Origin of the sequence: Ilumatobacter sp. (assembly GCF_965215205.1) — a bacterium.
Lineage (GTDB): Bacteria > Actinomycetota > Acidimicrobiia > Acidimicrobiales > Ilumatobacteraceae > Ilumatobacter_A.
In genome coordinates this window covers 474,826-494,497 of the sequence record NZ_OZ244049.1, presented here as the reverse complement: position 1 = coordinate 494,497, position 19,672 = coordinate 474,826, and the positions used below count along the sequence as shown (strand labels likewise).

Here is a 19,672-nt window from a genome sequence, read left to right as displayed (position 1 = left end):
CGTCCGCCGCCGCTCAGACCGTCGCCGCCGCCACCGGCTCGGAGGAGTCGGCGACGCTCACCGACAGGCCCTCGTCCTCGGAGCCGCCGGCCCTCACCCGGATCGTGCCCCCGTCGCCGACGCTGCCGTCGAGGAGCAGGATCGACGCCGGGTCCGCGATCTCGCGCTGGATGATCCGCTTGAGCGGACGGGCACCGAACGCCGGGTCGTAGCCCTCGCGCGCGAGCTGCGCCATCGCCGCGTCGTCGATGTCGAGCGCGATCCGCCGATCGGCCAGGCGCGCCCGCAGCCGCTCGAGCTGGATGCCGACGATCCGCTCGAGATCGGCCTCCGCCAGCGAACGGAAGCGGATGATGTCGTCGACGCGGTTGACGAACTCGGGCTTGAAGAAGTCGAGCGGGTCGCCGGGCAGGTTGGACGTCATGATCAGCACGACGTTGGTGAAGTCGACCGTGCGGCCCTGGCCGTCGGTCAGCCGACCGTCGTCGAGCAGCTGCAGCAGCGTGTTGAACACGTCCGGGTGCGCCTTCTCGATCTCGTCGAGCAGGACGACCGAGTACGGACGCCGCCGCACGGCCTCGGTGAGCTGGCCGCCCTCGTCGTAGCCGACGTAGCCGGGAGGCGCGCCGATCAGGCGCGAGACGGAGAACTTCTCCATGTACTCGCCCATGTCGATGCGCACCATCGCCCGCTCGTCGTCGAACAGGAACTCGGCGAGGGCACGGGCGAGCTCGGTCTTGCCGACCCCGGTCGGACCGAGGAACATGAACGACCCGATTGGGCGATCGGGGTCGGACAGGCCGGCCCGGCTGCGACGGATCGCGTTCGCGACCGACGCGACGGCGTCCTCCTGGCCGATCACGCGCTGGTGGAGCAGCTCCTCGAGGTGCACGAGCTTGCGGGTCTCGGACTCGATCAGCCGGCTCACCGGCACCCCGGTCGAGCGGGCGACGACCTCGGCGATGTCCTCGGCGTCGACCTCCTCCTTGAGCATCGCCTTCGTCTGCTGGAGCTCGTCGAGGTGCACGGTCGCGTCCTCGATGCGGCGCTCGATGTCGGGGATCCGCCCGTAGCGGATCTCGGCCGCCCGCGCGAGGTCGGTCTCGCGCTCGACCTGGTTGCGCAGCGTCTCGAGCTCCTCCTTGAGGTTGCGGATCGCGTCGATCGCCTGCTTCTCGTCCTCCCAGTGCTCGCGCATCTCCGCGACCTGCACGTTGAGGGTGGCGAGCTCGTCGTGGAGGGCCTCGAGACGCTCCTTGGACACCTCGTCGGTCTCCTTCTCCAGCGCCACCTGCTCGATCTCGAGCTGCAGGATCCGGCGCTGGACGATGTCGATCTCGGTGGGCAGCGAGTCGATCTCGATGCGCAGCTTGGAGGCGGCCTCGTCGACGAGGTCGATCGCCTTGTCGGGGAGGAAGCGTGCGGTGATGTAGCGGTCGGAGAGCACGGCCGCGCTGACGAGCGCGGAGTCCTGGATGCGCACCCCGTGGTGCACCTCGTAGCGCTCCTTGAGCCCGCGCAGGATGCCGACGGTGTCCTCGACCGAGGGCTCGCCGACGTAGACCTGCTGGAAGCGGCGCTCGAGCGCCGGGTCCTTCTCGACGTGCTTGCGGTACTCGTCGAGGGTGGTGGCCCCGATCATCCGCAGCTCGCCGCGCGCCAGCATCGGCTTGATCATGTTGCCGGCGTCCATCGCGCCCTCGGCCCCGCCGGCGCCGACGATGGTGTGCAGCTCGTCGACGAAGGTGATGACCTCTCCCTCCGCGTCGGTGATCTCCTTGAGCACGGCCTTCAGCCGCTCCTCGAACTCACCGCGGTACTTCGCCCCGGCGAGCATCGACGCCACGTCGAGCGCGATCAGCCGCTTGCCCTTCAGGCCCTCCGGCACGTCGCCGTCGGAGATGCGCGCGGCGAGGCCCTCGACGATGGCGGTCTTGCCGACCCCCGGCTCGCCGATCAGCACCGGGTTGTTCTTGGTGCGCCGCGACAGCACCTGGATCGCCCGACGGATCTCCTCGTCGCGCCCGATGACCGGGTCGATCCGGCCGGACGCGGCGAGGGCGGTGAGGTCCTGGCCGTACTTCTCGAGCGCCGCGAACTTCTCCTCGGGGTTCTGGTCGGTGACGCGGTGCGATCCGCGCACCGCCTGCAACGCCTGCATGACCTCCTCGGAACCGACGTCGAGGCGGTCGTTCATCGCCAGCAGCAGGTGCTCCACCGACAGGTAGTCGTCCTTGAAGTCCTTCTGGTGCGACTCGGCGTTCGCGACCTTGGCGCTCAGCTCCTTCGACATCCGCGGCTCGTCGCCGCCGTAGGCGTTGGGGAGCCGGGTCACCGCCTCGTCCGCCTGGTTGCGCACCATCAGGGGCGCGAGCCCGAGCTTGCCGAGCACGGCGGGCACCACGGTGCCCTCCTGGCGCATCATCGCCGCGAGCAGGTGATCGGGGGTCAGCTCCGGGTTCGAGCGTGCCTTCGCGTCGTCGATCGCGGCGCTGAACGCCTCCTGGGTCTTGATCGTCCACTTCTTCGGGTCGAACGCCATGTCGTGTGCCTCCTCGCACCTCACCGTGCCCGGTCGCGCCCGGGCCGAACCGCGGCCCCACCCGACATCGGGGGGACAACTCATAAAACCTGAGTCGCATCGTATCAAGTCGGATCCACGATGCGACGTCGACGGGACGCCGATGACGTCGCCGCGAGATCGACGGGAGTCGACGCCGTCGACGCGCCGACCGGCCGAACCACGCGGATCGGGGCCATGATGGTCCCATGGGTGATGCTCCGACCCGACCCCCGCTGTCCCTCCTCGACCTCGCGCTCGTCGGCGAGGGGGAGACCGCCGCCGACGCCTTCGCGAACAGCGTCGCGCTCGCCCAGCGTGCGGAGGCCCGGGGCTACGTCCGCGTCTGGTACGCCGAGCACCACAACATGGCCTCGATCGCCTCGTCGGCCACCAGCGTGCTCATCGCCCACGTCGCCAGCCAGACGTCGTCGATCCGCCTCGGAGCCGGGGGCGTGATGCTGCCCAACCACTCCCCGCTCACCATCGCCGAGCAGTTCGGCACCCTGGCCACCCTCCACCCGGGCCGGATCGACCTCGGGCTCGGGCGTGCCCCGGGGAGCGACCGCACCACGATGCGCGCGCTGCGTCGCGACGAGCGCTCGTCGGACCGCTTCCCCGACGACGTCCTCGAGCTGCAGGGCTACCTGTCCGGCGAGACCCGGGTGCGCGGTGTCGAGGCGATCCCCGGCGCGGGCACGAACGTGCCGCTGTACATCCTCGGCTCCTCGCTCTTCGGTGCCCAGCTCGCGGCGACGTTCGGGCTGCCCTACGCCTTCGCCTCCCACTTCTCCCCCGGCGCCCTGCTGGACGCCGTCGCGCTCTACCGTCGCGAGTTCCGTGCGTCGGCGCAGCTCGAGACCCCCCACGTCCTCGCCGGCGTCAACGTGGTGGCCGCCGACGACGACGAGGACGCCCAGCGCCAGTTCGCGGTCGTGCGTCGGCGTCGACTCGCCCGCTTCCTCACCCCCGGGCGGTCCCTGACCGATGACGAGGCCGACGAGGTGCTGGCCTCCCCGCAGGGTCGCCAGATCGCGCAGATGATGCACTACTCGGCGGTGGGCACCCCCGACGTCGTCGCGACCTACCTCGCGGAGTTCGCCCGCCACGCCGGGATCGACGAGGTGATGACCTCGCACGTCTCGCCCACGATCGACCAGCGGCTCCGCTCGCTCGACCTGCTCGCGGACGCGATCGATCCCGTCACGGCCTGAACCCGCGATGGCGAGCGAGCCGGCGGCGCTCGTCGCGCCGCGCCGGGCCCGCGATCACCGGTAGCGGTGGTCGACGGTGTCGAACGCCCCGAGCGCGTGGTCGCGCCGGTAGTGCTCGTGATCGGCGCGGATCCGCTCGAGCGACACCTCCGCCGCGCTGACGACGTCGTCGACGAACAGGTCGCGCGGAGCGACGGCTTCGAGGATCAGCGACTCGATGTCGTAGTCCATGTCGGGGGTCTCGTCGGAGAGGGCGTGCGCGTGGGCGAGGGCGCGCCCGCAGATCGACGCGTACCGGCGCCACCCCTTCTTCGACAGGTCGTCCAGGTCGATGTCGTCGCGGTACGGCGCACGCTCGCGGGTCACGTAGCTCACCCCCTCGAACTCGGCGCTGCCGTAGAAGACGTCCGCCCGCACGAGCTGCACGCCCTGGGCCCGGGCGATGCGATCGCCGTACTCGACGCCCTGCAGGCCCGACGGCGGCACCAGCCCGGCGAGCGCCGACCGGCGCGCCCGCTTGAACTCGATCAGGATGTCGTCGGTGGCGTCGGCGCGCTCGCCCTCGATCATCACGTAGTAGCGGGACAACCCGAGCGACGCCGTGCCCTGGCCACGCCGGATCGCGACGTCCTTGACGCGCATCTCACCGGCGCGCTGCGGCACCTCGATCTCGCTCTCGACGACCCAGCGGTCGACGAGGTCCTGGAACTCCTCGGCGCGGCTGGTGATCGGGACGATCTCGTCGGTCGGGCGGAACCCCCGCCCGTACTCGTCGTGGTACTCGTCGACGAGCCACTCGGCGCGATCGTCGCGGGCGTCGTCGATGAGGTCGCGGATGAGCTCCGGCGCGTTGTCGTACCGCACCTGGCGCTCCAGCTCGGCGGTGTCGCGCCCGAACTCCTCGATCCCGTCGACGTACCCCTCGACGAAGCGCCGGGCGATCCTCACCTGGTGCTTGGAGGAGAGGTCGGCGATCTCGGAGGCGGCGAGCATGAACCCGACCGCTCCTCGCTTGACGTCCCACGTGAAGGGAGCCCAGTACGCCTCGTCGAAGTCGTTCACGCCGAAGATCGGGACGTTGTCGGCGCTCGGCATCACGCCGAAGTTCTCGGGGTGGACGTCTCCGAGCGCGAGGACCGTGGGCATCCAGGCGTCCTCACCGGCGAGGTCGCGGTAGAACAGCAGGCAGGTCCCGCGGAAGAACGAGAACAGCGACCCGTCGAGCTCGTCGAACTTGGTGCGCGCGTCGTCGGCGTCGGTCATGATCCGGGTCTCGTGGTCCTCGCGGATCGTCTGGCGCACGTGCAGCCGCCGGTCGTGGGCGCTCAGCATCCGCGGCGGTGCGATCGCCGCCCCCGAGGCCACGTCGCGCGCGAAGCGCTCGAACTCCTCGTAGCGCGCCGCCACCCCGAAGCGACCGGACCCCGATCGACCGGCGGGGACGTCGGCGGCGTCGACCGCCTCGGCGAGATCGGACTTGGACATCGACGAGCGCCCGGGGACCTCGAGCTCCCGCGCCCGCTCGTACAGCTCGCGCTTCGTGCGTCCGTCGCCGTCCTCGCTCATCGGTGGGTCCTACCCAGCCGAGACGGCGGTCACACGAGGGAAGCCGGCGCCGGGTCCTCCGCACCCGCCGAGGCGAGAGCGGCCGTCACGGCATCGCCGAGGCCCTTGTAGTCGCGCACCTCGGGGCCCATCGCCGCGATCGCCCCGGCCAGCGCCGAGCGCGACGCACGATCCGCGGCCACGGTCGTCAGCGGCGTGAGGTGGGTGCGGATCGTGAACAGCACGCACCCCGTCGCGCCGAAGCGCCGCAACGTCTCGCGCTCGACCCGCACGTGGAGGTCCTCGGGTCCCGGGTCGGTCGGGCGCGCCGGGCCCGTCCCGTCGAGCGGGGTGTAGCCGTCGGCGACGTCGATGATGCCCCAGCCGAGCCGCCAGAACGAGCGCTCGGGTCGCAGTCGGTCGAGGAACCGGTCGACCTCGGTCGCCAGCTGGTCGTTCAACCCGGCGACCGGCTCGTGCACCTCCGACATCGTGCGACCGAGCTTCGAGGCGAGATCCCAGCGGTTGGGGAAGCACACGACACCGCCCCCGAACACCAGCCGCCCCCCGCGGCGCACCATCAGCACCAGGTCCTCGGGAACCAGGCGGGCCGCGGCCTCGAGGGGGTGGACGTCGGGGTCGACCTCGACGTCGCCGAAGCGCCCCGGCCAGCGCCGTCGGAGGTGGTGGACCACGGCCCGGGCGACCTCGGCGCACTCGTCGTCGACGTCGTCCATCAGGTGCATCACCGTCGAGCGGTGCGAGTCGAGCAGCTCGCCCGTGCGGGCGATCCAGCCGTCGGGCCCCTCGGCGTCGGGGCCGAGCTCGATCCAGTCGTCGAGGTCGAGGGGGCGCACGCCGAGCCGCCAGCGGAAGGCACCGTCGACGACCGACCCGCGCTCCGCCCAGGGCTCGTACCCCACGTCCCCGACGGTCGACACCACCGCGATCGTAGGGCCCGGGCACGTCGATGAGCCCGGCGAGCACCCGTCGGTAGATTGACCGGTCGATGGCCCGCTCCTCGCGACACCGTCCACCGCACGTGGCGCAGGGGACGTGGCGGTCGGGTGCCCTCCACGTGTGGGGGTGGAACGGCATCGACACCGCATCGATGGCGTGGCTCTACTCCGGCTTCCGCCAGATCGCCGCGGACGGCACCCGCACCGGCTGGCACGACTCGCCGATCTCGTACGGCGCCGTCGCACGGATCACCATCGAGGTCCCGGCGAACCCGACGCTGCACGCGTCGTCGGTGCAGCTCGACCCGTACGGCGCCGCGGTGTGGCTGTCCGACCTGCCCGGGCAGCGCCACCTGTCGGACTCGATCGCGTGGTTCGCGCGCGTCGCCGAGCTGGCCCGTCGGACGGTGGGCGCGGGGCGCCTCGGTCCGGTCGTCGTCGAGGAGGGGCCGTTCACGGTCGCCCGCTGGCTCCCGGCGGTCGACGACCACCTCGTGCGCGTTCTCGACGGGCTGGACGCCTCCCAGCCGCCGATCTGCACCGTCGGCTCGGGTCACGACACCCGGCGCGTGTTCGAGCTCATGGTCGACGGCGTCGCCCGCTCCCACCTCGCGCAGACGGGGTGGAAGGCCGAGCTCGGCCGTGGTCGCGCACCGGCCACGCAGGCGCTGCGGGCCACGTTCGGAGCCCTCGCCCGCCCCGACCACGTCGTGCGGGGCGGGACGTCGGACTTCGACCTGGCCCTCGGGCAGCTGCGCGACGAGCTCGACCGCCACCGCCGTCGCCTCGCCGGCGAACCCGTCGTCGTCCCCCGGGTGCGGCTGCTGATGTCGAACGATCCCCACGACCCGTGGGAGGTCCGCCTCGAGCTGGTCGACGACGGCGACTCGATGCGCTGGTGCACCGCGAACGACCTCTGGGAGCGCAACGGCCGGGCCCTCGACGTCGCACGCGAGGAGCGCCACCTCGAGACCCTCGCCGAGCTGCTCGGCGACGTCGTGTCGCGCATCGCGCCGGTCGTTCCCGGGCTCGCCGACCTCGCGCTCGAGCACGAGCCGACCGGGGCGGAGCTCGACCTCGAGACGGCCGAGGACTTCATCGACGTCGCCCCCGTCGAGCTCGCCCGCGCCGGGGTGGAGCTGATCGGTCCGGAGCGGCTCGTGCGCGCCTCGACGCGGGTGACCGGCGAGGCGACTCCCACGCCCTCCGACGACCGCCGCAGGCAGTTCGGTCGCGAGGCGCTGGTGTCGTGGAAGCTCGTCGTCGGCGACGAGGAGATCTCCGACGCCGAGCTCGAGCGCGCCGAGCAGGCCGGCGCGACCCTGCTGCACACCGGGGAGCGGTGGGTGCGCATCGATCCCGACGATCTGCGCCGCCGCCGGGAGCGCCAGCGCGAGCTCGAGCGCACGGCGAGCCGCGTCACCCCCCTCGAGCTGCTGCGACTGGCGAACGACGAGGGCGCCACCGACGCACGAGCGACGATCACGGTGCACGAACCGGGCGAGGTCGTCGACGGGGTCGAGGTCGGCGCCGACGCGTCGTCCGACGGGGCGGGGTCGGGGGCGAACGCGCCGATCGCCGACACCGACTGGGTCCGCGACCTGCTGCGCGGCCTCCCCGACGACTCCCTCGACGAGGTGGAGGAGTCGGAGGCCTTCGTCGGCGAGCTGCGCCACTACCAGCGGCGCGGCCTGGCGTGGATGCGGCTGCTCGCCGAGCTCGGGCTCGGCGGGTGCCTCGCCGACGACATGGGGCTCGGCAAGACGGCGACGACGCTCGCCCACCTCGTCGACCGACCCGGGCCCCACCTCGTCGTGTCCCCGCTGTCGGTGGTGCGCAACTGGCGCACCGAGTCGCACCGGTTCACCCCCTCGCTCGACGTGACGGTCCACCACGGTTCGCGGCGCGACAGCCAGCTCGACGCGCTGATCCGCTCGGTGGCCGCCGAGGCGCGGGAGGGCGCACCCGAGGAGATGTTCGCCCTCGATCCCGATCGCTCGATCGTCATCACCACCTACGGCCTGCTCCCCCGCGACCTCGAGCACCTCGGCGCCGTCGACTGGTCGACCGTCGTGCTCGACGAGGCGCAGATGGTGAAGAACCCGAACACCAAGGCGGCGCGCGCCGTGAGGCAGCTGCGCGCCGGCCAGAAGCTCGCGCTCACCGGCACCCCGGTCGAGAACCGCCTGAGCGAGCTGTGGGCGATCCTCGACGCGGTCAACCCGGGGATCCTCGGCGGGTTGCAGCGGTTCCGCACCGAGCTCGCCTCCCCCATCGAGCGCAACGGCGATCCCGACGCCGCCGCCCGGCTGCGGCGGATCACCTCCCCGTTCGTGCTGCGCCGGACGAAGGCCGACAAGCGGTTGCTCCCCGACCTCCCCGACAAGATCGAGCAGATCGCGTACGCCAAGCTCACCCGCGAGCAGGCCGCGCTCTACCAGCAGGTGGTCGACCAGCTGATGGTCGACTCGGAGCAGACGAGCGGGATGCGCCGGCGCGGCCTCGTGCTCAGCGCGCTGATGCGACTCAAGCAGATCTGCAACCACCCCGCCCACGCCCTCAAGGACGGATCGCGCCTCGGTGGGCGCTCGGGGAAGCTGACGCGCTTCGACGAGCTGATCACCGAGCTGCTCGATCAGGGTGAGCGGGCGCTGGTCTTCACCCAGTTCCGCGAGATGGGCGATCTGCTCGTGCGCCACGTCGACGAGCAGTTCTCGTTCCGGGCCCCCTTCCTGCACGGCGGGGTGTCGCGCACGGCGCGGGATCGGATGGTCGACGACTTCCAGGACGGGTCCGCTCCGCCGATCCTGCTGGTCTCGCTCAAGGCCGGGGGCACCGGTCTCAACCTGACGGCGGCCAGCCAGGTCATCCACTACGACCGGTGGTGGAACCCCGCGGTCGAGGACCAGGCCACGGACCGGGCGTGGCGGATGGGCCAGACGCGCACGGTCAACGTGCACAAGCTCGTCTGCGAGGGGACCGTCGAGGAGAAGGTGGCCCAGGTGATCGACGACAAGCGCGCCCTGGCCGATCAGGTCGTGGGCACCGGCGAGGGGGAGGGGTGGCTGTCGGAGATGTCGACCGACGAGCTGCACGACCTGGTCGTCCTGGAGACCGACTCGTGAGCCGTCCGCGCAAGCCCTTCGGGGCTCGCCAACCCGGACGGCTGCCGTCGACGATGATGAAGGTGCTCGCCGCGGAGATGAGCGACCCGGGGCGCCTGCGGCGCGGCAAGCAGTACGCCAAGGACGGGTCCGTGCTCGACATCGTGGTCGAGGCCGGGATCGTCACCTGCGAGATCCAGGGGTCGCGCTCCACCCCCTACGTCGCGTCGCTCGAGGTCACCGCCGGCGACGGGATGCCGCTGCGGCGCGACGTCCACGCGATGTGCACCTGCCCCGACGACGACTGGGACGACCACGCCTGCAAGCACGTGCTCGCCGCCATGTTCTGCTTCGCCGACGAGCTGCTGATCGAACCGTCGCTGCTCGACGTGTGGCGGGCGAACGCGTCCGCCGGTGGCACCGACGGCGCCGGCACCGACGACCAGGAGGGTGGCGAGGTCGACGGCGGGGGCTCGGACGACGCCGACGACCTGCCGGTCCGCCGCCGTCACCTCGAGCTCGTCCGCGACGGGATGGAGCGGGGCCGTGCCGAGCGTCGGGAGCGCCTCGCCGAGCGCCGACCCGAGCCGGTGGACGATCCCCTGGCGGAGCTGCTGTCGCTCCCCGAGGGTTCGCGGCTCCCCGACATCGGCGCGATCGAGCGTGACGACGCGACGCGCCCGTCGCGGCCCGAGCTCGCCGAGGTCCTCGGCGACGCCGTCCGCCACCTGCGCATCGACTGGGACTGACCGGGTCCGGTTCGCAGCCGACCGGCGACGTTCCGTCGGGTTCCCCTCAAGATCGCGCCGGGCGACGCCGATCCGATGCCGTGGACCTCCGTTCTCCCCACCCCTCCGGTCGGTGCGCGACCGGGATCGCGCCCGGCGGGCGGCGGCCGCCCCGCCCGGCCCGCGGCGTACCCGAGGCGGCGACTCGATGAGCGCCGAGCCATACACTCGTGACGTGGTCGGCAACGTCTCGACGGTGAGCAACGCGCTGATCGACAACGTCGATCGCGTCATCCGCGGCAAGCGACACGAGATCCGGATGGCGCTGTGCTGCCTGCTCACCGAAGGCCACCTCCTGCTCGACGACGTCCCCGGCACCGGCAAGACCAGCCTCGCGAAGGCGATCGCCAACTCGATCGCCGGAGGCTGGAAGCGGGTGCAGTTCACCCCCGATCTGCTCCCCACGGACATCACCGGGGTGATGGTGTACGACCAGCGCAGCGGTCTGTTCGCCTTCCGCGAGGGTCCCGTGTTCACCAACGTGATGATCGGGGACGAGATCAACCGCGGCAGCCCCAAGACCCAGTCGGCCCTGCTCGAGGTGATGGAGGAGCGCAACGTCACCGCGGACGGGACGACCCGCCCCGTCCCCCGCCCGTTCTTCGTGATCGCCACCCAGAACCCGCGCGACTTCCAGGGCACCTTCCCCCTCCCCGACGTCCAGCTCGACCGGTTCGCGATGCGCCTCAGCCTCGGCTACGCGGATGCCGACACCGAGGTGTCGATCCTCGAGTCGTTCGACCGCGCTCGCGTCGACGACGAGCTCGAGCCCGTCACCGATCCCCACGAGCTCGACCGGGTGATCGACGCGATCGACTCGATCACCGTCGCCCGGTCGATCCACCAGTACATCGTGCAGGTCGCGACGGTCACCCGCCGTCACCCCGACCTGCGGCTCGGCGTGTCCACCCGCGGCACGCTGACGATGCTGCGCGTGGCGCGCGCCTACGCGGCCACCGACGACCGCGACTACGTCACGCCCGACGACGTCAAGGCGCTCGTCGGCCCGGTGTTCGGTCACCGCGTCGCCCTGTCGGCCGAGGCCGAGCTGCGCGGCACCGCCGTGGAGACCCTGATCGCCGACATCACCGACTCCGTCCCGGTCCCACGCACCAGCGGAGCCTGAGGTGCTCACCCGCTCCGGCCTCGGTGCGACGCTCGCCTCGATCGTACTCGCCGGCCTCGGCGTGTGGTGGGGCTACGAGGAGGTCGTGCTCGTGGCGATCGGCACCGCGCTGATCGTGATGTTCGCCCTGCTCGTGTCGCAGCGCCCGTTGCGGGCGACGGTCGAGCGGCGCGTGCGCGCCATCCGCGTCCCGCGCGGCGACCCGGTGCTGATCGACTACCGGATCCGCAACGACACCTCCCACCGGTCGGGCTGGGCGACGATCCTCGACCGCTGCGACAGCGAGCTCGTCGAGGTGACGATCCCCCCGGTCGACGCGGGGAGCGTGTCGACCGTCGGCGGGTCGATCGACACGCACCACCGGGGGGTGTTCCCCCTCGGCCCGCTCGACGTGTCGAAGATCGACCCGTTCCACCTCGCCGTCGGCCGGTGGCGCGACGATCGCGACACGGCGGCCGTCACCTCGGTGACGGTGCACCCCCGCGTCTACCAGCTCGTGAGCCCCGCCGGCTCGTCCCGCGTGATCGAGAACGAGTCGATCGTGCGTCGTGCGGCGACCGATCCGATGTCGGGGTTCGTCTCGATGCGCGAGTACGTCCCCGGCGACGATCCGCGCCTGGTGCACTGGCCGACGACCGCCCGCACCGGGACCCTGATGGTCCGCGAGCACGTCGAGGTCCGTCGGCCCGAGTTCACGGTCGTCGTCGACACGGGCGCGGACGCCGCCGACGAGGACGATTTCGAGGAGATCGTCGACGTCGCGGCGACCCTCGCCGTCCACGCGCTGCGGACCGGCCTCGACGTCGTGGTGCGCACCACCGACCGCCGACGGGCGGGACGTCCGGCCCCGCTGCGCTCGGAGGCCGAGGTGCTCGACCTGCTCACCCCGGTGGCGCGCTCTGTCGCCGAGCCCCCGCTCGGCATCGCCGAGCTGTTCCGGCACGGGCTCGACAACACCTCGGTGCTGCTCGTGACCGGGCCGACCGGACCGACGAGCCGGATCAGCACCGACGACCGCCTCGTCGTCGTGCGCATCGGCGACGGCGCGGTGGCCGGCACCGATGCGACCCTGGCGGCGAGCGACGCCGCCGAGTTCGCCGTTCGCTGGAGGTCGTGGACGTGACGCCGGATCCCGATCGGCGGCCCACCGGCGCGGACGACGCCGCGATCGGGACGCCGGGCTCGAGCTCGGTGACCTGGCTGCTGCGGTCGCGCACGATCCTGATCACCCTGATGCTCGTCGTCGTCGCCGCGGCGGCGAGCGACGTCTTCGACCGGTCGATCCGGTGGCTCCTGTTCGCTCCCGTGGCGACCGGTGGGCTGGGGATCGTGGCCGCCGGCCGCGGGTGGGGGGTGCGCGTCGGCGCCGCGGTCGGGGGGGTGGCGGCGTCGAGCCTCGTCGTCGCGATCGCGACCGGGGGTGGGCCGACCGACGCCGCCGAAGCCTTCGGGGCGGGTCCGCGCCGGTTGCTCACCACCGAGTGGCCCAGCCCCGACCGACCCGACCTCGTGGCGACGGTCGCCGCGCTGGTGGCGATCGCGACGGCAGCCGCCACCGAGCTCGCCCGGCACCGTCGCCTCCACCTCCTCCCCCTCGTCCCCGTCGCCCTGGCCCACGTCGCGGTGATCGGGCTCAGCGCCCCCGCCGGGGTCCGGCTGCGCTGGGTCGCCGTGCTCGGCATCCTGGCCATCGCGCACGCGACGCTGCGACCGGGGTCCGAGCAGGGCCTGCGCGACCGGCTCGCCGCGCTCGACGGGGAACGCCGGCTCCTCCCGGTCGGTCTCGGGGCGATCGGGCTCACCGCGCTGCTCGCGGCCCCGATCCACCTCGACGACCGCGCCGACCCCCGGGCCGATCGGGTACCGGACCGCACGCTGAGCCTGCTGGACCCGATCGAGGCCACCGTGGCGCTGCAGCTCCTCGACCCACCGATCGACCTGCACGAGATCGCGGTGACGGAGGGATCCGCTCCCGCGCTCTGGCGGACGGCGTCGCTGTCGGACTACGACGGGTCGCGGTGGTCACCCGACCTGACCCTGCGCCCCATCGGACGGCGCCTCGGATCCGACGGCGCCGACGCCGTGTCCGCGACGGTTGCGTTCCTCGACGACGACCTGCGACTGGTCCCACTCCCGGGCTCGCCGATCGTGGTCGACGCCGCGATCGAGACCGACGTCGACCGGACGGTCGTCGTTCTGGCGGAGCGACCGCGCGACGGGGAGACGATCGCCGTCAGCGCACGGCCAGGGCCGCCTCCCGACCAGATCGGGACGAGCGAGATCGCGACGCTCGCGATCGACACCGACACCCTCGGCCTCCGCGACCTCGCCGACGCGCTGATCGCCGAGGCCGGATCGGAGCCGTCGGAGGCCACGATCGCCGAGCAGCTCCTCGCCCTCGAGACGACGTTGCGCGACGACTTCGAGCTCCGGGCGGACGCGCCGGGCGGAGGGCTGCAGCGCACCCTCATCGAGCGGTTCCTGCGCGACACCCGTCGCGGGAACGCCGAGCAGTTCGCGACGGCGTTCGTGCTGCTCGCCCGCTCGCTCGGCGTCGACGCCCGCGTCGCGACCGGGTTCCGGGCCGATCCCGACGCCGTGCGCGCCGCCGCCGGCGCCGGGAGCTTCGTGCTGACGTCGCGCGACGCCGCGATCTGGCCCGAGGTGCGCGCCGGCGACCGGTGGGTGCCCTTCGACCCGGTACCGCCCGTGGAGTCCGCCGACGCCCAGTCCCCGCCCCCCGAGCCGCAGGTGCAGACCCCCGCCGCCCCCCAGCCGCCGATGCCGCCGCCCGTCGACGCCGACGAGGACCCGACGGTCACCGAGGCCGACGACGACACCGCCGTCCGCTCGGGGCTCCCGCTGCTCGTCGAGTGGGCCCTGCGCGCCGCGGCGGTCGTCGGGGCGGTCGCGGCCCCGGTGCTGCTGCTGGTCGCTCTGGTGCTCCTCGTCAAGTGGCGACGGCGCCGTCGGTGGCTGCACGGCGACCCGGATCAGCGGATCCGTGGCGCCTGGGCGGTGGCGACGAACCGGCTCGTCGACGCGGGGATGGTGATCCGTCCGTCCGACACGAACGGCGACATCGCGCACCGCGCCAGAGCGCACGTCGACTCCGCCCATCGCGAGATCGGGCGCCTGGCCACCCTCGCCAGCGCGTCGACGTTCGGGGAGCCGTCTCGGCCCGACCTGCTGGCGCAGGACGCCACCGGTTGCCTCGCGACGCTCGAGGCGGCGATCGTCGCGTCGATGTCGCTGCGCCAGCGGCTCCGGTGGGAGCTCAGCCTGCGCAGCCTCCGGCGCCGCACGAGCTCGCCGGTCTGACCCCACCGCCCTCGTCGGTCCTCGGCCGTCGTGGCCCGGCGATGCGGGCTCGCGGACGCGGCTGCTCGCGGAGCGGCGTCGTCGGAGCGGGGGTGCGCTCGACCGTCGCAGCGCCCGCGCGGGTGGACCGTCAGGGCACGGTCGTCGACTCCGCCGCCGCGGCGGCCGTCGTCGGGGGGACGGTCGTCGACGGAGCGGTCGTGGTGGTCGGAGGCGCCGGCACGGTGACCACCACCGTCGCCACCGACGACGTGGATCGACCGTCCGACGCCCGGTACGTCACCCGGTGGATCCCCGCCGCCGAGGGCCGCAGCGAGATGGTCGTCCCGCTGATCGACGCCACGACACCGCCGGGGTCGCCGACGTCGACGATCGACAGCGGATCGCCGTCGGCATCCGCGACGGCGAGGTCCACGGTGGTGGTCGAACCCGATGCGGCGGTCACGGCCTGATCGGATGCCGTCGGCGGCCGGTTGGCGGCCGTCGAGGGCGGCGGGGGCTCGCTCGTCGTGGTCGGTGGCGTCGTGGTCGGTGGCGTCGTGGTCGGTGGCGTCGTGGTCGGTGGCGTGGTCGTGGGCGGGGTGGTCGTCGTCGGCGGGGTCGTCGTCGTGCTCGGCGCGATCGTGGTCGTCGTGGGCGGAGGCTCGACGGGACCGTCCACGGTGACGGGCACGGAGTCCGACACGGCGCCGCCGTCGTCGACCACCGAGTAGGAGAAGGTCGCTCGGCCCCGTCCGCCACCGGGGTCGATCGTGACGCCCCGGCCACCCGAGTCGACCGAGATCGAGCCCGCCACGCCGTTCGCGAACGTCACCGACGACGGCACCGCCTGGATCCGCAGCGACGAGTTCGGGCCGTCGGGGTCGGAGTCGTTGGCCACGATGTCCACGGTCGTCACCCCGCCCGTCGCGTCGACGACGTCGGCGACGGCGACCGGGCGGTCGTTCCCGATCGTGACCGACACCGAGACCGTCACCCGGAGACCACCGGGGTCGACGATGGTCGTCCGCCAGCTGGTGGTCCCGAACGCAGCGCCGGCGGGGACGGCGACGCGGAGGCGGGCCGGGCTCACGTCGACCCACGACGGCGCTCCCTCGGTGGAGGCGATCACCAGCCCCTCGTCGTCGCTGCCGAGCCGGCCCACCGGGATCTCGCGCACCTCGCCGCGCCGGAGCGTGACGGCCTGGTCCTGGCCCGACGGAGCCTGGTTGACGTCGATCGTCACCGTCCCCCGCACCTGCTGCTCGCAGGCGTTGCGGACGCCGAACGAGAACGTCACGTTCCCGTTCTCCCCGGCCGGCGGGGTGTACACGCCGGCCCGGTACCCCGGCGGCGCGACCACGTCGACGACCTGCCCGTTCGACGCGTACGCGGCGAGGTCGACCGGGATCGGTCGGCGGTAGCCCGTCTCGAGGAACGCGTCGCGCGCCATCGGCGGTGAGGCCTGGCAGGTCGCGATCGAGATGCGCAACGTCGCCGTCGCGGTCAGCTCGCCGTCGCTGATCTCGTAGGTCACCGCGGCCGACCCCGACGCCCCGGCGCGCGCCGAGAACAGGATCGCGTCGTCGGCGGTCACGACCGCCGTGCCGAGCGCGGGGTCGGGCGCGCCGACGATCCGCAGGGTGACCTGGTCGCCGTCGGGATCGCTGTCGTTGAACAGCACGGGCACCGCGACGGCGCCCCCGTTCGCCACGCTCGCCGAGTCGTCGGCGGCCACCGGGGGGAGGTTCGACGGAGGGCGCACCGTGAGCCGGGCGGTCGACGACGACTCCAGGCCGTCGACGTCGCTGATGGTGTACGACGCCACGAGATCACCGACGAAGTCCGGCGACGGCACCAGGCTCACCGAGTCTCCCCGCCGGGCGGCGGACCCGCGCCCGCTCACGAGCTCGACCGAGACGACGCTCAGGTCGGAGTCGTTGCCGTCGGGGTCGTAGTCGTTGGCCAGCACGTCGAAGGTCGCCGGCGGCCCGGGCGCCTCGACGACGAGCACGTCGGGCCGCGCCACGGGGGTGAGGCGCGACGCGATCGGGGTGACGCGAACCTGCATGCGCCCGGTCGTGAGCGCGCCGAGCTCGTCCTCGACCTGGTACTCGATCGTGACCGCGCCCGGCGACGAACCCGCGGTGTAGGTGATCACGTTCCCGTCGCGCTCGACGGAGCCGACGACCGGCCGGGTGGTCGAGGTCACCCACAGCGCCTCGTCGTCGCCGTCGGGGTCCTCGTCGTTCGCCGTCACGTCGACGGACACCGACGTCCCCGCCTCCACCGTCGCCGGGTCGAGGCGAGCGATCGGGGGCCGGTTGCCGAGCGGCCGTGCGCTGACCGAGATCACGATCGCCGCCGTCCCGCTGAGCCCGCGCGAGTTGATCACGCCGTAGGTGCACCGGAAGACCCCGGTCAGCGCCGGAGGAGGGTCGTACCGCACCTGCGCGCCGTCGGTGACCGTCGCCCTCCCGCCCGACGGGCACGAGATCGCGCCCGCGATCGCCAGCGCCTCCCCCGACGGGTCGCGGTCGTTGCGCAGGACGTCGACGGTCACCGACTCGCCGACGTAGGTGAACGCCGAGTCGTCGCGGGCGATCGGCGGGTCGACCGGCGCCTCGGCCAGCACGGTCACCGCGACGTCGCCGATCACCTCGTGGCCGTTGCCGTCGGAGAGGGTGTAGGTGAAGCGCACGTTGGCGTCGATGTCCTCCTCGATCGGATCCGGCCGGAACTCCACCTCGCCGTCGTCGCCGAGGACCGCGGTCCCCCCCTCGGGGTCGCTCACGGCGACGACCGTGAGGGGGTCCTCGTCGGGGTCGTAGTCGTTGGAGGTCACGTCGAAGCGGACGGTGCTGCCGACGACGGCGGTCTCGAGGTCGGCGACCGCGACCGGGGGCTGGTTGGGCTCGGACTCGTCCAGGACGACGACGAGCACCGACGACGTGGCGACGTTCCCGTGCAGGTCGTCGACCCGGTAGTCGATCGTGGTCGTCCGGTCGCTGCCCGCCAGCGGGGTCACCGAGAGCTGGCCGTCGTCGAGGCGCGCGTCGATGCCGTCGGGCAGCGGGAGCACGATCGAGGGGACGAGCGGGTCGCCGTCGGGGTCGACGTCGTTGGCCAGCACCGCGACGCCCGCCTCGACCCCGCGCCGGACGCGCACGGCGTCCGGACGGAGCCGGGGCGGCCGGTTCTCGTCGGTCTCGCGCGCGATCTCGATCGTGACCGCCACGGCGTCTCCGACCGCTCCGAAGGTGTCGACCGGGCGGTAGGTGAACTGGACCTCACCCTCGATCCGGGGTTCCGGGGTGAACTGGAGCGCCGGGAGCCCCGACGGCCCGTCCACCTCCACGATCGAACCGAGCTCGGGGCGCGGGCTGACGCCGGTGACGCGCAGCGCGTCGCGCTCGGGGTCGACGTCGTTGAGCAGGACGTCGACCACGACGGGGGCACCCGGCCCGGTCTCGGCACGGTCGGTCGCGCCGACCGGGGCCCGGTTGATCGCGTCGCTGGGCAGCAGCTCGACGGTGACGACGGCGTGGGCCTCGGTGCCGTCGCCGTCGACGATGGTGTAGGGGAACTCGTCGAGGCCGACGTAGCCCGGCTCGGGGGTGTAGACGACGGTCGACGCGCTCGAGATCTCGACGGTCCCGCGCCGGGGCGTGCCGACGGAGATCACGGCGACCGCCTCCCCATCGGGGTCGTAGTCGTTGGCGGTCACCGCGACGGGCACCGAACCACCCGCACGAGCGGTCACGGCGTCGTCGACGGCTTCCGGGGGGTCCTCCTCCCCGTTCTCGTCGGGAGCGACCTGGTCGGGCGACGACCGCGAGGCGTCGTCGGAGCCGACCGCCGAGGCCGGCCGGTCGTCGCCGGGAGCGATGATCTCGCCCTCCTCGCCGACGACGAGGGTGTCGGCGTCGGCCTTGTCGATCGAGGTGATCGCCCACGGCTGGACCGCCCACACCCGATCACCCCGGCGGTCGTCGATCCAGATGACGTCCGTGGTCGCGGTCACCTCGAGGTCGGAGTCGGGGTCGGTGTCGATCGCCTCCCGGTCGAGGATGACCTCGTCGCGCCAGTCGAAAGCGATCACCTGCGCGGTCGAGCGGCGCACGAGCGCGGCGGCGTCGCCGGCGATCGCGAGCACGTCGCCGCCCCCGACGGACAGGCCGACGACGTTCGCCGTCCGCTCGAGGCCGTCCTCGGAGACGCACCACAGGTCGTCGCCGCTGCCGACCCAACCGCATTCGTCCTGCGGCCCCTGGACCTGCAGCACGATCTCGCTGCCGTCGAGCCCGCCGGGCAGCTCGTACCAGTCCCCGCTCGACACCCGGACCCGACGGCCCGCGCGGTCGAGGACCATCGGGGCGTTGCCGACCAGCGTCAGGGCGAGATCGTCGGAGCCGAGCGGTTCTGCCTCGGACCCGACGCCCGTGGAGCGCTGCAGCGTTCCCTCGTCGATCGACCACACCGTCCCGTCCGGCGCGAGCGCCACGGTGGCGGACCGCTCGACACCCGGTCGGTCGTCGGCCCGGAAGGCCACGGGCACGGGGTCACCGCCGGCGGGCACCAGGGTGGCCTCGCCCGCCGTGGGGTTGGCGACGAGCAGCCCGGACGAGGCGACCCGGGCGAGAGCGAAGCCGCTCCCGAGGCTCGACACGGCCTGCGGCGGTCCGAGGCGCAGCCCGGCCACGTCGATCGTGCGGACCTCACCCGTCGAGTCGTCGAGCACGAAGGCCTGGTCGGCCCCCTCCGCGACGAAGGAGTCGCTCCCCGGGGTCGTGGCGTCGAGGCCGGCGAGCGCACGTCCCGCGAAGCCGTCGACGAGCACCACGCGCCCGGTCGGCTCGTGGACGAACCACCGCGTCGCGCGCGAGGCCGTGGCGTCGACCGCGGGGGAGCCGTCGGAGCGGAACACCACGACGATCGCGACGATCGCGACGACGGTCGCGACGATCGACGCGAGCGCACGGCGCCACGTGACCGCCTCGAGCGTCCCGCTCACCGCCACGAGCGGCTCCGGCGTCGCGATCGGCCGCGTGGGCCGGGGTCGTGGCGTGCCGCGCG

General features: G+C 73.1%; 10 protein-coding genes. 6 read left to right on the top strand and 4 right to left on the bottom strand.

Translation table 11 applies throughout. The features are described from left to right. Positions 1 to 13: 13 nt before the first annotated feature. A complete protein-coding gene (locus tag ACOOHC_RS02345) occupies positions 14 to 2,542 on the bottom strand; it encodes an ATP-dependent Clp protease ATP-binding subunit (RefSeq protein ID WP_420452407.1) in 2,529 nt (842 codons plus the stop codon). A 227-nt stretch (positions 2,543 to 2,769) separates the two neighbouring features. Between ACOOHC_RS02345 and ACOOHC_RS02340 the strand changes: the two genes are divergently transcribed. Continuing rightward, positions 2,770 to 3,774, top strand: a complete 1,005-nt coding sequence (locus ACOOHC_RS02340; RefSeq protein ID WP_420452406.1) for an LLM class flavin-dependent oxidoreductase — start codon at positions 2,770 to 2,772, stop codon at positions 3,772 to 3,774. 54 nt (positions 3,775 to 3,828) lie between these two features. On the opposite strand, the gene ACOOHC_RS02335 is transcribed toward ACOOHC_RS02340, so the two are convergent. Together ACOOHC_RS02335 and ACOOHC_RS02330 are read right to left on the bottom strand one after the other, a co-directional pair. Continuing rightward, complete coding sequence (locus ACOOHC_RS02335; RefSeq protein WP_420452405.1) at positions 3,829 to 5,340, bottom strand: DUF2252 family protein; 1,512 nt, start codon at positions 5,338 to 5,340, stop codon at positions 3,829 to 3,831. A 29-nt stretch (positions 5,341 to 5,369) separates the two neighbouring features. Then, positions 5,370 to 6,260 (bottom strand): heme-dependent oxidative N-demethylase family protein, encoded by an 891-nt coding sequence (locus tag ACOOHC_RS02330; RefSeq protein WP_420452404.1) that lies wholly within the window; start codon positions 6,258 to 6,260, stop codon positions 5,370 to 5,372. 101 nt (positions 6,261 to 6,361) lie between these two features. Here ACOOHC_RS02330 and ACOOHC_RS02325 point away from each other — a divergent pair, with 101 nt between their 5' ends. The 5 genes from ACOOHC_RS02325 to ACOOHC_RS02305 all read left to right on the top strand — a co-directional run bounded on the left by ACOOHC_RS02325 (position 6,362) and on the right by ACOOHC_RS02305 (position 14,617). Further along, positions 6,362 to 9,403: a DEAD/DEAH box helicase gene (locus ACOOHC_RS02325; RefSeq protein ID WP_420452403.1), complete on the top strand. Its 3,042-nt coding sequence runs from the start codon at positions 6,362 to 6,364 to the stop codon at positions 9,401 to 9,403. Next, a complete protein-coding gene (locus tag ACOOHC_RS02320) occupies positions 9,400 to 10,131 on the top strand; it encodes an SWIM zinc finger family protein (RefSeq protein ID WP_420452402.1) in 732 nt (243 codons plus the stop codon). Before ACOOHC_RS02325 ends, ACOOHC_RS02320 begins: the two co-directional genes overlap by 4 nt. Before the next feature lie 187 nt (positions 10,132 to 10,318). Further along, positions 10,319 to 11,296, top strand: coding sequence for an AAA family ATPase (locus ACOOHC_RS02315; RefSeq protein WP_420452401.1), 978 nt, complete (start codon positions 10,319 to 10,321; stop codon positions 11,294 to 11,296). Position 11,297: 1 nt separating this feature from the next. After that, positions 11,298 to 12,419: a DUF58 domain-containing protein gene (locus ACOOHC_RS02310; RefSeq protein ID WP_420452400.1), complete on the top strand. Its 1,122-nt coding sequence runs from the start codon at positions 11,298 to 11,300 to the stop codon at positions 12,417 to 12,419. Continuing rightward, the gene (locus ACOOHC_RS02305; protein WP_420452399.1) at positions 12,410 to 14,617 is read left to right on the top strand and encodes a transglutaminase domain-containing protein; all 2,208 of its coding nucleotides are present in this window, start codon (positions 12,410 to 12,412) and stop codon (positions 14,615 to 14,617) included. Before ACOOHC_RS02310 ends, ACOOHC_RS02305 begins: the two co-directional genes overlap by 10 nt. A gap of 130 nt (positions 14,618 to 14,747) precedes the next feature. On the opposite strand, the gene ACOOHC_RS02300 is transcribed toward ACOOHC_RS02305, so the two are convergent. Then, positions 14,748 to 19,610: an Ig-like domain-containing protein gene (locus tag ACOOHC_RS02300; RefSeq protein ID WP_420452398.1), complete on the bottom strand. Its 4,863-nt coding sequence runs from the start codon at positions 19,608 to 19,610 to the stop codon at positions 14,748 to 14,750. Between the last annotated feature and the right edge of the window lie 62 nt (positions 19,611 to 19,672).

Coding starts and splice junctions, on each gene's coding strand:
- ACOOHC_RS02315 (WP_420452401.1), top strand. CDS start 10,319: ATGAGCGCCGAGCCATACACTCGTGACGTGGTCGGCAACGTCTCGACG.
- ACOOHC_RS02340 (WP_420452406.1), top strand. CDS start 2,770: ATGGGTGATGCTCCGACCCGACCCCCGCTGTCCCTCCTCGACCTCGCG.
- ACOOHC_RS02335 (WP_420452405.1), bottom strand. CDS start 5,340: ATGAGCGAGGACGGCGACGGACGCACGAAGCGCGAGCTGTACGAGCGG.
- ACOOHC_RS02345 (WP_420452407.1), bottom strand. CDS start 2,542: ATGGCGTTCGACCCGAAGAAGTGGACGATCAAGACCCAGGAGGCGTTC.